At 41.9% G+C, this 13,266-nt stretch carries 12 protein-coding genes; 9 read left to right on the top strand and 3 right to left on the bottom strand.

What is annotated here, in order from left to right:
* Positions 1-57: 57 nt before the first annotated feature.
* The 5 genes from LVD17_RS08100 to LVD17_RS08080 all read left to right on the top strand — a co-directional run bounded on the left by LVD17_RS08100 (position 58) and on the right by LVD17_RS08080 (position 6,472).
* The gene (locus LVD17_RS08100; RefSeq protein WP_233766002.1) at positions 58-1,434 is read left to right on the top strand and encodes a sigma-54-dependent transcriptional regulator; all 1,377 of its coding nucleotides are present in this window, start codon (positions 58-60) and stop codon (positions 1,432-1,434) included.
* 21 nt (positions 1,435-1,455) lie between these two features.
* Positions 1,456-1,917, top strand: coding sequence for an IS200/IS605 family transposase (gene tnpA, locus LVD17_RS08095; protein WP_233766001.1), 462 nt, complete (start codon positions 1,456-1,458; stop codon positions 1,915-1,917).
* Between the two features lie 240 nt (positions 1,918-2,157).
* Entirely contained in the window at positions 2,158-3,498 is a 1,341-nt protein-coding gene (locus LVD17_RS08090) for a sensor histidine kinase (RefSeq protein WP_233765999.1), read from the top strand.
* Between the two features lie 907 nt (positions 3,499-4,405).
* Positions 4,406-5,635 (top strand): 4-hydroxy-3-methylbut-2-enyl diphosphate reductase, encoded by a 1,230-nt coding sequence (locus LVD17_RS08085; RefSeq protein WP_233767940.1) that lies wholly within the window; start codon positions 4,406-4,408, stop codon positions 5,633-5,635.
* 93 nt (positions 5,636-5,728) lie between these two features.
* Positions 5,729-6,472: a phosphatase PAP2 family protein gene (locus LVD17_RS08080; protein WP_233765998.1), complete on the top strand. Its 744-nt coding sequence runs from the start codon at positions 5,729-5,731 to the stop codon at positions 6,470-6,472.
* Here LVD17_RS08080 and LVD17_RS08075 read toward each other — a convergent pair.
* On the bottom strand, positions 6,449-8,419 hold the full coding sequence (locus LVD17_RS08075; protein WP_233765997.1) for a tetratricopeptide repeat protein: 1,971 nt from the start codon (positions 8,417-8,419) through the stop codon (positions 6,449-6,451). The genes LVD17_RS08080 and LVD17_RS08075 overlap by 24 nt on opposite strands.
* Positions 8,420-8,605: 186 nt before the next feature.
* On the opposite strand from LVD17_RS08075, the gene LVD17_RS08070 reads away from it, so the two are divergent.
* Positions 8,606-10,012, top strand: a complete 1,407-nt coding sequence (locus LVD17_RS08070) for an MATE family efflux transporter (RefSeq protein ID WP_233765996.1) — start codon at positions 8,606-8,608, stop codon at positions 10,010-10,012.
* Positions 10,013-10,045: 33 nt separating this feature from the next.
* Here the strand turns inward: LVD17_RS08070 and LVD17_RS08065 are convergent, their stop codons facing one another.
* Entirely contained in the window at positions 10,046-10,798 is a 753-nt protein-coding gene (locus LVD17_RS08065; RefSeq protein WP_233765995.1) for a LytR/AlgR family response regulator transcription factor, read from the bottom strand.
* Positions 10,799-10,801: 3 nt separating this feature from the next.
* On the bottom strand, positions 10,802-11,836 hold the full coding sequence (locus LVD17_RS08060; RefSeq protein ID WP_233765994.1) for a sensor histidine kinase: 1,035 nt from the start codon (positions 11,834-11,836) through the stop codon (positions 10,802-10,804).
* A gap of 157 nt (positions 11,837-11,993) precedes the next feature.
* Here LVD17_RS08060 and LVD17_RS08055 point away from each other — a divergent pair, with 157 nt between their 5' ends.
* Genes LVD17_RS08055 through LVD17_RS08045 form a run of 3 tightly spaced genes read left to right on the top strand, consistent with a single transcriptional unit; the run spans position 11,994 to position 13,198 of the window.
* Complete coding sequence (locus tag LVD17_RS08055; RefSeq protein WP_233765993.1) at positions 11,994-12,359, top strand: VOC family protein; 366 nt, start codon at positions 11,994-11,996, stop codon at positions 12,357-12,359.
* Position 12,360: 1 nt separating this feature from the next.
* Positions 12,361-12,789: a DUF1761 domain-containing protein gene (locus LVD17_RS08050; RefSeq protein WP_233765992.1), complete on the top strand. Its 429-nt coding sequence runs from the start codon at positions 12,361-12,363 to the stop codon at positions 12,787-12,789.
* A gap of 10 nt (positions 12,790-12,799) precedes the next feature.
* Entirely contained in the window at positions 12,800-13,198 is a 399-nt protein-coding gene (locus LVD17_RS08045) for a DUF1761 domain-containing protein (RefSeq protein ID WP_233765991.1), read from the top strand.
* The last annotated feature ends 68 nt before the right edge of the window (positions 13,199-13,266 follow it).

The raw sequence follows: 13,266 nt of genomic DNA, 5'->3' as shown, positions 1-13,266 counted from the left end.
ACCGGTTTCTGTTCCAGAATGAAACACCTATATTAGATTTTTTTAAACAGGTGTTTTATGAATAAAGTAGCTGCCAATATTCTGGTTATTGATGATGACCCGGATGTACTGCACACGGCCAGAATAGTTTTGAAACCGCACTTTACCAATATTACCGTAGAGAGCAACCCTGAGCAAATTAACTTTCTGATCAACCATAACCGGTATGAAGTAATACTGCTGGACATGAACTATACTGCAGGCGTTACCAGCGGCAAAGAAGGGCTTTTTTGGTTAAAGAATATCATGACTAAAAACCCCACCCAGCAGGTGATTATGATGACTGCGTATGGAGACATCAAACTGGCTGTGGAGTCCATGAAAATAGGCGCTGCCGACTTTGTAGTAAAGCCGTGGGAAAATGAGAAGCTTCAGGCTACGGTTCTTGCTGCTTATAACCATAGCCAGTCCAAATTGGAGGTAGAAGAGTTGAAGAGCAGAAACAGTAGCCTTAACCGGTTGCTAACCTCCTCGGAAGAAGCCATTATAGGACACGCTGAACCTATGAGAAAGATTTTCTCCACGGTAGACAAAGTGGCCGCCACAGATGCCAATGTGCTGATATTGGGAGACAATGGAACAGGCAAAGAGATGATAGCCAGGTCAATTCACAATAAGTCCGACCGCAGTACCAGCGTCTTCATCAAGGTGGATCTGGGAGCTGTTTCCGAAAACCTGTTTGAGTCCGAGCTGTTTGGCCATGTAAAAGGCGCTTTTACTGATGCCCGGGAGGAAAGGACGGGCAGGTTTGAACTGGCGCATGGAGGCACCTTATTCCTTGATGAAATCGGCAACCTGTCGCTTCCTATGCAGGCTAAGTTGTTGACGGCTATCCAGCATAAGGAAATTGTAAAAGTTGGAGGCAATGCGCCCATACCGGTAGACTGTCGTATAGTAGCCGCTACCAACAGCAACCTGCTCCGGATGGTAGCTGAGGGCAAATTTCGGGAAGACCTGCTGTACCGCATCAACACGGTTGAGGTACACGTGCCCAGATTAAGCGACAGAGTTGAAGACATACCTTTATTGGCAGAACATTTTCTAAATGTTTATGCACAGAAATACAGGAAAACCAGTCTTTCTATCAACAAAAGAGCTATGGAGTACCTCTGCTATCACTCGTGGCCCGGCAACATTCGCGAACTGCAGCATGCCATAGAAAGGGCCGTGATCATGGCCGATGACAATGTGCTCAGTCAGGACAGTTTTCTGCTGACCGACCAGAGAGCAAGTACTACTTCCATCGACAGCATCAATATGGATGAGGTGGAAAAGAGTACTATTGAAAAGGCTATTGCAAAAAACAAAGGCAACATCAGCAAAGCCGCCAAAGAACTAGGCCTCGGCCGCACCACCATCTACCGGAAAATGGATAAGTATGGAATCAGATATTAGCCTTGAACGCAATTATTGATTATGCCGAATACGTACACCCAAATATACATTCACATCATTTTTGCCGTAGAAGGAAGGGCACGTCTGATTCCAAAAGCTCATAAAAAAGAACTCCACAAGTTTATCAGTGGCATTATTTCCAAGAGAGGTCAAAAACTATTGGCAATTCATTGTATGCCAGACCATACACATATTCTGGTTGGACTAAAACCAACAATTGCGCTTTCTGATCTTGTAAGGGATATTAAGGCAGGATCATCAAACTTTATAAGTGCCAAAAATTGGGTTAAAGGAAAATTTCAATGGCAAACTGGTTTCGGTGCTTTTTCTTATGCACATTCTCAGTTAGGTGTTGTCATAAACTATATCAATAATCAGGACGAACGCCATAAACGAACATCATTCAAAGAAGAATATGTATCTTTTCTAAATAAATTCAATGTTGACTACAACGAAAAATATTTGTTTGAATGGATCGAATAAGGACAGAACGCACCTATGGTGCTGGTGTTTACAATAATATTTTCTATAGACAGGTCGCCCGTACCGGGCTAAATTCATGTCCTAAATTGAATTGAATAGTCCAAAATATATAGGGTCCGTGCTCACCGCTTAGTGTGTATCAAATTGGACAAAATATAGAATAAGCCCGGTACGGGCGACCTGTTTATAGCCTATCTTTCTCACAGAAAATCAGCTCCGTACGTAGGAGCGACCTGAAATATGAACCTCAAAAACTTTAGACTAAATATCATCATCCGGGTGCTGCTGATCATGGTACTGTCGCTGATGCTGGCTTTTGTGTTGATCAAAACCGAATGGCTTTTCACTCCTATTGTTATCGGTATTTTGCTTATTTCCGTGGCTACCAGCCTCACGTGGTATGTAGAAAAGACAAACAGCGACCTCACCCAATTTCTCCTGTCCATCAAGCAAGGCAGCTTCACCAATATTTTTAAGGGTACAGGCAAAGGATCAAACCAGGCACAGTTAAGTCAGGCTTTTAATGCCGTCATTGAAGAATTTCAGAAGATCAGCATTGAAAAGGAGTCTCAGTATCAATACCTCCGCACTTTAAATGAGAATATTGGAATATCCATCATCAGTTACACCGGTGATGGGGAAATAGAGCTGATAAATCCGGCAGCCAAAAACCTGCTGAAAAAACCGTATCTCAAAAACATCAAGGATATTGAAGCCATAGACCCTGCATTACACAAAGCCATTGTCACCTTACACTCCGGTGAGCGACAGGTGATCAAAGCGTATATAAAAGATGAAATCATACAGCTTTCACTCCATGTCAAAGATTTTATCCTTCAAAACAAGAGTTTCAGACTCGTGCTCCTGCAAAACATCCACATCGAACTGGAGCAAAAAGAGGTGGAAGCATGGCAAAAGCTGATCAGTGTATTGACCCATGAAATTATGAATTCGGTCACCCCGATTGTGTCATTAAGCAGTGCCATCAACCAGATGCTACATAATGAAGACCTTTCGAAGCTCCCTGCCGATGACCAGGAGGATATCATAACAAGCCTTCAAACAATAGAAAACAGAAGCAAAGGTTTGTTAAAATTTGTCAATGCCTATAAGGATTTCTCCAAAACCCCTGAGCTAAAGATCACTGATGTCAATATTGTGAGCATGATAGAGCGGTTAACTTCACTATTGAAACCCGATCTTGAAAAATCGAACATCAGACTAACACTGGATATAAAAGCCAGCGAGTTAAAAGTAAAGGCCGATCATGAGCTGTTGGAGCAGGTTTTGATCAACCTGCTAAAAAATGCTATTGAAGCTCTGGATGGAGCAGAAAACGGAGAAATTTCAATAGCCGTAAGGAGAGCCGGGGCAAGAAAAATAGCCATGACGATTGAAGACAACGGCCCGGGCATGTCGAAAGAAACCATAGACCGGATATTTACACCGTTTTATACCACAAAAAAGAAAGGCACAGGTATAGGGTTAAGCTTTGCACGGCAGATCATGAAGCTCCACAATGGCAGTATCACGGTGCAGTCAGAGCTAAAAAAAGGCACTGTATTCCATCTTGAATTCTGATTTTCCAGACTTGTGTTGCGAAATGTGGATAATCGTGTGATTATCACTGAAAATATGTGTATAACCACCTGCTTTTAGGGGTCAAAACCGGTGGGAAAGTTGTGGGAAACAAACCTTCCGATTTTTTTGCCCGCAAAGATATTGTTACGACCTTAGATAAACCAAGTGAGAGATAATCACGGCAGACACAAAAGAGTGTCAGGTAAGTAGTGGTGATACGAGAAATACGCTATTCAGGAGTTAAGGCCATTCGGCTGATAATTTGAAATGACTAAAGTCACAGCAAAGCGGTTTCATAAAACGGTCTGGTCGGCACCCTCAAACTAGTTTTGAGAACCTGATACCGGATTTGAAAAAGTATACTGAAGGGGTCACAACGACTGGTTGGCGATCTGAAATGGCAAAGCTGCAGAAAGTAACTTTTTTGAGTATGATAAAATCGTATCGTTTGAGTACTATCATGAAAGCCAGATCCTGAACTTTGCTTAGGCAAAGCGCCGGTGAAGCTGGATAACTGTAACTTGGCATACGTTGCAATTAAGGTTGCAATGCTATGAAATGGGGGTTTTTCTTCAAGAAAAGTCCCCATTTTTGTTTTAGTACCACTGGGTGTTTAATAGCAATAGGCGCGTTTATTGTTTATATTATACGAGTTTGTCTACTGCTATTAACAACTGTCTGTCAGCAAAGAGGTGAAAAATAGGGTCTCCCCAGAAATTCCATTTGATCCACCATAACCTTATTAACTTCTGGCCCCGCACCATATGTATACGCCTATTAAACTGGTAATTTTAAAGAAAACCACCCTGAAAGACAGCAGATTTCACCTTACTTAAAAACTGTTTGTCAATTTTAAATGTTACCTGTCAAATCACTAATTTTGCACCATATCAAAAACTGATCGGCTATCAAAAAATTCGACATTCCTGAATATTACAGATCTTCCATTACCGGCAGGATCAAAGAGGCGAGGAGGATTACTGACCCACGTAAAAGAGACTTTACACCGACGGAGCTGAATTTCGGTCCGGTAAAATTTTACATTGCCAGACATTTCGGATTCTGCTATGGCGTTGAAAATGCCATTGAGATCAGCTATAAGGCGCTTGAGGAAAATCCTGATAAAAGGGTCTTCCTTTTAAGCCAGATGATCCACAACCAGGAGGTTAACAATGACCTTCAAGGTAAGGGCATTAAATTCATCATGGATACGGACGGCACCCAGTTCATCGGTTGGGACGAGCTTAAAAAGGAAGACATTGTGATCATTCCTGCCTTTGGTACCACACTCGAAATAGAAAAAAAACTTGATGAAATCGGTATTGAAGTACAGAAATACAATACCACCTGTCCCTTTGTCGAAAAAGTCTGGAAAAGATCTGAAAAACTTGGTGAGGACAATCACACTATTATTATTCATGGGAAACACAACCATGAGGAGACACGTGCTACATTTTCCCATAGTTCGAAAACAGCTCCTTCGGTTATTGTAAAGGACATCGCCCAGACCAGGACGCTTGGTGAGGTGATCAAGGGCAACATTTCCAGGGAGGAATTTTATAAACTGTTCAAGGGAATGTACACCGAAGGCTTCGACCCTGATGTGCACTTTGATAAAGCAGGCGTAGTAAACCAAACCACCATGCTGGCTACCGAAACTCAGGAGATAGCGGATTACATCAAACAGGTGATGATCGAAGTCCATGGTCAGGAAAATTATCGTGAGCACTTTGCCGATACCAGGGACACCCTCTGCTATGCTACCAATGATAACCAGGATGCTACATATGGTCTCCTTGAGCAAACCGCCGATCTGGCTATCGTAGTTGGAGGCTACAACAGTTCGAACACCTCTCACATTGTTGAGCTTTGCGAACGCAAATTTCCAACCTATTTTATCAACTCCGAAAAGGAGATCAAATCAGCAGAAGAGATCCATCACTTCAACTACCCTGAAAAGAAGATGGAAGTTACTGACGACTGGCTGCCAAAAGGCCGTGAAACACGCATAATATTAACCAGTGGTGCTTCATGTCCCGACACTTTGGTTGACAGGGTTATGCTTAAAATCCTAAGCTTCTTTCCTGAAGCTACCAGCGTGGAAGACCTTGTGGAGGAGATAGTTTCGACCCGATAGCCCCAAAACAACTGGCAGTATAACCTGTTAGTATTTTACGCCCGCCGTTATTGCGACAGGGCTTGGTTCAGTAAGAAATGTTTATTTTTACACATGCTCACTGCGTATAGAAGGTTAAAAACAGAACTTGAAAAACACTCCAATGAATACTTGCTTTTTGTATTCTCACTGATCATTCCCGGGATTGTTTGTCTGTTTGCCCTCAATGCGTTTTTAGAGATCACCGAAAGATTGCAGGCTGATGAACTTATAAAATTCGATGACATGATCACGGAATTTGTTCACAGCTTCCGAAGTGACACGTTCACGCAGGTAGTAACTTTTATCACCGATCTGGGCGATGTAACGGCCTATGTTATTATAATTCCTGTAATTGCAACGCTGCTTTATTACCACGGACACCACCGATGGAAGCTTTCTTTACAGGCAACAATAGTACTCGTTTCTGCTTTTTTACTGAATATAGCTATTAAGCAGCTGATCAGCAGACCCAGGCCGCTGGAAGAGTTAAGGCTAGTGGTAGCACACTCCTACAGTTTCCCTAGCGGGCATAGCATGAGTGCCATCGCCTTTTATGGGTTTCTCATTTACCTGACGTATAAGCATACTGGCAATTTGTTACTTAAGGTTTTGCTTATTCTGGTGCAGGCTTTGTTGATTCTAAGCATTGGGTTAAGTCGTGTCTATCTCGGGGTTCACTTCCCTACTGATGTACTGGCAGGATTCATAGCAGGACTGATATGGCTCATTATCTGTATCATTGTTTTCAATTTTGTCAATTTATACAGGAAACGACAGGTTCGCAAAAAAGGCTTAAACTCTCACACCGATCATTAGTATGTCATCAGTTTGTTCATTATTACCTTGCCATCGGTTAATTTCTTCTTCAATAGCCTCGACCTGCATTGCCATAGGGTCAGTGGCTATTTTCCGCAATAGTTCTCTGAACCGGGGATACATATATTTCTTATTTTCCTGACCCCCAAACTGATCCACTATACCATCAGTAAACAAATAAATGCTGTCGGACTCCTGCAAAACAAGTTCATGTTGGTGATATACCCGATGCTCGTCATATAGTATTCCCCCCACGGGATAATGATCTCCCTTGAGTACGTTAAGCTGATGATTGTGGTAATAATAGAGCGGTCGCTTGGCACCTGCAAAAGCCAATTTTCTATTCACCCTGTTAAACAGACATATACCTATGTCCATACCATCATTAGACTTGCTTCGCACGTTGTCGTACTTCAGGTTTTTAAACACCCTGATGTTGAGTTCTCTTAATATTTCAGCCGGCTCAATAATTTTCTCTTCATTAACAATCTGGTTTAGCAGAGAATTGCCCATCACATTTAAAAACGCCGCAGGTATACCATGGCCAGTACAGTCAACTGCCGCAATAACCACGTAGTTGCCTTCTTCTGCAAACCAATAAAAATCACCGTTTACAATGTCGCGAGGCTTGGTGAGAACAAAGGCATCCTTAAAAACAGCCTTAAGCCTGTCGTTTTCGGCAAGTATTGCTTCCTGTATATTCTTGGCATACAGGATACTGTCCATTATATTTTGGTTCTTGACAATGATCTCCTGATTTTTTTGTCTCAGAATTTTATTTGTCCGGGTTCTGTAAACATTTTTTCTATACTGTAGCACGACAATAAAGACAACCAGTACAAGCATCCCTATCAGCCAGTAAAAGGCCATTTGATCATTATAAATTTTAAGATCCTTGATCTCAGCTTCCTTTCGGAGGAGCTCGATTTCACTTTGCTTGGTTTGTAAATGGTAGTTGGTTTCAATCTCAGCTATTTTTGATGATTGATCTGAATTAAAAATTTCACGATTGACCTGGCTATACATCTTATGGAACTGCAGTGCTTTCCTATAGTCACCAAGCTTTGAATAAATATCTGACAGCCCTTCGTAGTTATTTTTCAGCAGCAGTTTAATATCCGCTTTTTTAGCCATCTCTATGCTCAGGTTGTGTTTTTCTATGGCCCTGTCATATTGGCCAAGGGCAGTATTAAGCAGGCCATATTCATATAGAAATTCTGCCTTAACGTATCGGTCATCTGTTTTATCAAAGAGCATTACCGCATCATTGTAATAAAGTTGTGCCGAATCCAGATGACCGAGCTTAAAATGGTTTAAACCAATATTTGCAAGTGAAACAAAAATACCGTAGTCATCTTTGTTCCTTCTGTCAATGACCAATGCTTTGTTGTGACATTCCGCAGCACGTTTATAGTCATTCAAACCTTCCTGATATACCATACCCAAATTATTGTATGAAGATGACAGCGTCAGCGTATCCGATGTTTGGAGTTTTAGCTCAACGGACCTTTCAAGGTAGTCGATACTCTTCCCAAATCGTCCAAGTTCTTTAAACAAAAGACCAAGGTTGTTATAAATACGAGACATGCCCATCAAGTCGTTTCTGGATTCCTGGAAGGCCTGCACTTTTAAAAAACATTCGAGGGTTTGCTCGTAGTCGCCAATACCATAATAGATAATACCGAGAGAGTTCACTGCCTCGGTTTTTAATGATTCATGCCCATTGGCATCTGCAAGATCAATGGCCTTGTTGACATATTCAATGGCCATAGCCACATCATGATCGCTCATCAGTACACCCAGCTGCCTGAGTGACTCAATCTTCACAGTATCAGGTTCAGCCTGAGTTGCTGCATTTTTCAGGCTATCAATAACTCTGGTTTGAGCAAATACCTGACTGATCAGGCAACTTAAAACCAAAACAACCGTAAGAGGTATGTATTGCAAAATAATGTTGTTAAAACGTTGTTTTTATCTCTATTGAACTAATATAAAGCATTTACCGCAAAAGCGGATCAAATTTTCAAGCCTATGAAGTTAATATCGGTTCTCGATCGCTAAGAAAATGAACTTCGGAAGTTCATATTTCTAAGCACTTCTTTAATTTTTTTATTTCCTTTAAAACCGATATTCATGCGTTCAATATTACAATCTATATATAAGATCTTTTCTACTATTGGCTCCGCCGTAAGCGGTTCTGAGAAAAACTTCACCAGTGGTAGTATTAATCGTGCCATATTTATGCTTTCCGTGCCTATGATCATTGAAATGATCATGGAGTCGCTGTTTGCTGTTATTGATATTTATTTCGTGGGCAAGGTAAGTGTAAATGCTATTGCCACGGTGGCACTGACTGAGTCGGTGATCATGATTGTGTATGCAATTTCCATTGGCTTTAGCATGGCCGCAACAGCAATGGTAGCACGTCGTGTTGGCGAAAACAAGCCGGAAGAGGCCAATAATGTAGCTGTACAGGCGGTTTTTATCACTATTTTGACATCGCTGATATTTAGTGCTGCAGGAATGTTTTTCGCCAAAGATATACTAACCCTGATGGGCGGTGAAAAAGACCTGGTGGAAGAAGGGTATGGCTACACCATGATCATGCTGGCAGGAAATGTAACTATCATGCTGCTTTTCCTGATCAACGCTATTTTCAGAGGAGCCGGCGATGCATCCATTGCCATGCGCGTACTTATAGTTTCCAACTGCCTTAACATTGTGCTTGACCCTATATTAATATTTGGTTTGGGCCCGATTCCGGCATTTGGTATAGAAGGTGCTGCTATAGCTACCACTATTGGCCGTGGTATAGGTGTGCTTTATCAATTAGCAGTATTAACCGGAGCAAAGGGCATAGTACAAGTAAAGCTAAAGCACCTGAAAATCCATTGGGCCACAGTCTGGAAAATAGTAAAGGTTTCTTTTGGAGGCATAGGGCAGTATATGATTGGTACTTTAAGCTGGTTATTCCTGGTAAGGATAAGTGCTGTTTTTGGAGCAGAGGTATTGGCAGGTTATGCAGTCGCATTCAGGATAATAATGTTTACAATCCTGCCTTCGTGGGGCCTGAGTAATGCAGCCGCTACGCTGGTAGGCCAAAACCTGGGTGCAGGCCAGCCCGACCGGGCAGAAAGGTCGGTATGGAAATGCGCATTTTACAACATGATCTTTCTGGGCCTGATTTCCATAGTATTTATCTCCTGGGCGGAAGAGTTTGTAAGGATATTCTCCTCCGAGGCAGAGGTTGTAAAATATGGTGCCCTAGCTTTAAGGGTAATCTCCTGCGGGTACATTTTCTTTGCCTATGGTATGGTAATAGGACAGGCCTTTAACGGTGCCGGTGATACTAAAACACCAACTGTTATAAACCTGTTTTGCTTCTGGCTTTTTGAGCTGCCTATGGCATATGCCATGGCCGTTTATTTCGGACTTGGCCCTATTGGTATATTTTTAGCGATTGCCATTGCTTCTACTGCATTGGCAGTAGCCAGCATCGTCATTTTTAAGAAAGGGCGCTGGAAACTGGTAGAAATATAATCTGGCAGAGGCATCATGGCTTTATCTCTCAGGTTATGATGCCTCTATCCACCCTCTGAAATTAGGAGCATTCTCTTTACTTACATGTACTTCTTCACGAGTAGGCGGCAGCAGGTGAAGCGCTATTTTGCCGTTTTCCGATTTAAATTTTTCAATCGCATCGATATGTACAAGATATTTTCTGTTTACCCTGAAAAAATAATCAGTATCCAACTCGTCATTAAGCTCTGTTAAAGTCTTATCTACAATGTACTTGTCACCATCCCGGCTAACGAGAAATACCAGCTTATGCTCGGTAAAAAAGTAGGCTATGTTTTTTGCAGAAACAGACACAAAGTCCACTCCACGCTTTACTAAAAAACGCTTCTTAGCCTTATTGCCGCCGAATCCTTCTTCAAAGAGTTTATTGAACCGGTGTTGCAGGAAGTGTGATTCGAGTCTTTTTACCTTATCCAGGGCTTTTGCCAACCGCTCCTTCTGAAGGGGTTTTAGTAAATAATCAATGGAGTGATGTTCCAGTGCCTCCAAAATGTATTCATCATAAGCCGTAGCAAAAATGACGGGAAACTTCACCTCTACTTTCTTGAATATTTCGAATGAAATGTCATCGGCCAACTGTACATCCACAAATGCCAGATCCGGGGCAGGATTTTCACGGAGCCAGTTAATGGCCTCTTCAACACTTTGGATGACATTGACTACCTCGAGCTGCGCATCTAACTTCATCAGCATGTTTATTAGCTTCTGTGCTGCTGTAGGCTCGTCTTCAATAATTAATACTCTCATAGCTCAATTAGATATTTTTAACATGGGTAGTTGTATCTTAAACCGGCCATCACTTATATGGGTACTAACCCCTTTCCCTACAATTATCCTAAAGCGCTCCTCAAGATTGGCCAGACCTATTTTTGATGAATGATGAAGGACTTTCTTTACTACTATTTTATTCTCAATATGCAAACTTTCTTCTTTCAGGGATACATTAACGTTCATGGGACTTCGCTTCGATATTTCATTGTGCTTCACTACATTCTCTATAACAATAAAAATAGAAATGGGAGGTATAAGGTATTCGTTTTTACTTTTCTCGTCAATTTCAAAGTTTACCTGCAAAGCATCATCAAAACGCAGCGATAGCAAAGACAGGTATTTCTGTAAAAACAGGAGTTCATCCTGTAGAATAACCAGGCGCCTGTCTTTATTGGAAAGTATGTACCTGTAAACCTCTGCAAGGCTCTCAGTAAACTCCTTCGCCTTAGCCGGGTCATACTCTATCAGGTAAGAAAGACTGTTTAAAGAGTTAAACATAAAGTGCGGATCAATTTGGTTCTTAAGTGCTTCCAATTCCGCCTGAACCCGGGCTTTTTCCAGCTTCTCAGTCTTTACTTTATCCGATTCCCGCTCCTTGATAAGGAATACGGTTTCATAGGTATGTGTTATAAATATTACACATACCACACATACACCCGCCGTGATTTTTATAACCTCCCAGTCTGCCACTTGCCCTACCCCCTGGTACCAGATTAGCAGCATTACCACCACAAGCATACTTGTATAAAACATGTTTGCCCCTAAGATCATAATCAATTTCTGGGCCGGGTTAATAAACCAGTTATACCGCTCTTCCAGCCTGAACAGTAGCCACCGGTTGCCTTGCCAGATCAAAAACGAGATCAGGATAAAATATCCGTAGGTCAGCATAAGGTAAGTAACTGACCTGTCATTGCTGCTGACCAATCCTGTGGCATTAGGAATTATAATGCCAAAAAACTGGACACCAATAATCCTAACGAGTTTATCGTTGATGTCAATTTTATTTTCCAAAGGGTTTTAACTCAAAAGTTTTCCTTTCCACTCCCCGGTTTTTCCGCTTCGGTTTTTCCGGCCGGTTTGCCATGTTTAAAAATACTACTTTCAATAATCAGTTCGCACTGAAAGGTCTAATTGGAGTCAATTTCTGATCATTTAACAAAATACTAAAATGGGACGAATAATACATTTTGAAATACCCTCGGCAGATCCGGAGGTTTCAATCAGTTTTTACAAAAACGTGTTTAACTGGGAAGTGAGCAGATGGGGCGATGAAGAATACTGGCTTGTGAAAACAGGTGAAGATGATGAGCCCGGCATTAACGGAGCTATAATGAGGCGACGTGATCCGGAACAGCCGGTGGTAAACACCATAGAAGTGGCCAACCTGGAGAAAGCTATTGAGGCAATTAAGAAAAATAAGGGGCAAATAGTAGTACCCAAGATGGCTGTACCTACAGTGGGTTGGCTGGCTTATTTCAAAGACCCCAGTGGCTACATCAGTGGGGTTATGCAACCTGACGCTAATGCGAAATAATATGGGCACAACACTAAGGATCAATCACGTAGCAGTTTGGGTGGCCGCATTGTTGGCACAGGCAGTAGCACCGTTAATTTACTCCGAAGTATTCTTTGGTATCCGCTGGGTAGAGCTCAATGAGCTCACAGAAGCAGATTTTTCAAAGGTAGATATGGGAATAGGTCTAAGCCTATCCTTCATCTCATCGCTGGCAGAAGCGTACATGCTGGCCTGGTTGTTTAAACGAATGCATGTAACATCGGCGGTTGAAGGCTTAAAAATATCACTGCTTGTATGGCTTGCATTTATCTTTTTGGAGATAACCACCCAAAATTATTTTTCTGTACGATCATTCGAGCTCACCCTTATTGATGAAAGTGTGGTGCTGGTTAAATATGAAATAGCCGGTATCCTGCTTGGCAGTTGGAAAAAATATTCGGAACAATAACTATAAAACAATGGAAGAAGTATCAATTAACTGGCTGGCCGTAGTAGTGGCCACCTTATCAACATTCTTTATCGGTGCCATATGGTACGGCCCCATATTTGGCAAAAGCTGGATGAAAGAAAATGGTTTTACGGAAGAAGACCTGAAAAACGCCAACATGGGGAAAATCTACGGGACCGCTTTTGTCCTGGAGCTCATCATGTCTATCAACCTGGCATTCTTTTTAGGAGGCTTAAGTATAAGCGAAGGGGCACTTTATGGATTTTTGACCGGCTTTGGGTGGGTAGCTATGGCCATGGGTGTAAATTACCTTTTTTCAAGAGCAACCCTTAAGCTTTGGTTTATCGATAGCTTTTATTTTGTTGTAAGCTTCACACTCATGGGCGTGATACTTACTGCCTGGAAATAGCCATTTCAATCCTGATTAAGCATCTCAGACATACCTGATTCAACCGATCAGGCCTGGGATGCTCAAAT

Origin of the sequence: Fulvivirga ulvae (assembly GCF_021389975.1) — a bacterium.
Lineage (GTDB): Bacteria > Bacteroidota > Bacteroidia > Cytophagales > Cyclobacteriaceae > Fulvivirga > Fulvivirga ulvae.
This window is presented reverse-complemented; position numbering and strand designations above follow the sequence as displayed.

What these genes read in the sequence shown, in the direction of transcription:
- LVD17_RS08055 (WP_233765993.1), top strand. Translation starts at nt 11,994, where the DNA reads ATGGGACGAATAATACATTTTGAAATACCCTCGGCAGATCCGGAGGTT.
- LVD17_RS08070 (WP_233765996.1), top strand. Translation starts at nt 8,606, where the DNA reads ATGCGTTCAATATTACAATCTATATATAAGATCTTTTCTACTATTGGC.
- tnpA (WP_233766001.1), top strand. Translation starts at nt 1,456, where the DNA reads ATGCCGAATACGTACACCCAAATATACATTCACATCATTTTTGCCGTA.
- LVD17_RS08045 (WP_233765991.1), top strand. Translation starts at nt 12,800, where the DNA reads ATGGAAGAAGTATCAATTAACTGGCTGGCCGTAGTAGTGGCCACCTTA.
- LVD17_RS08100 (WP_233766002.1), top strand. Translation starts at nt 58, where the DNA reads ATGAATAAAGTAGCTGCCAATATTCTGGTTATTGATGATGACCCGGAT.
- LVD17_RS08090 (WP_233765999.1), top strand. Translation starts at nt 2,158, where the DNA reads ATGAACCTCAAAAACTTTAGACTAAATATCATCATCCGGGTGCTGCTG.
- LVD17_RS08065 (WP_233765995.1), bottom strand. Translation starts at nt 10,798, where the DNA reads ATGAGAGTATTAATTATTGAAGACGAGCCTACAGCAGCACAGAAGCTA.
- LVD17_RS08050 (WP_233765992.1), top strand. Translation starts at nt 12,361, where the DNA reads ATGGGCACAACACTAAGGATCAATCACGTAGCAGTTTGGGTGGCCGCA.
- LVD17_RS08080 (WP_233765998.1), top strand. Translation starts at nt 5,729, where the DNA reads ATGCTCACTGCGTATAGAAGGTTAAAAACAGAACTTGAAAAACACTCC.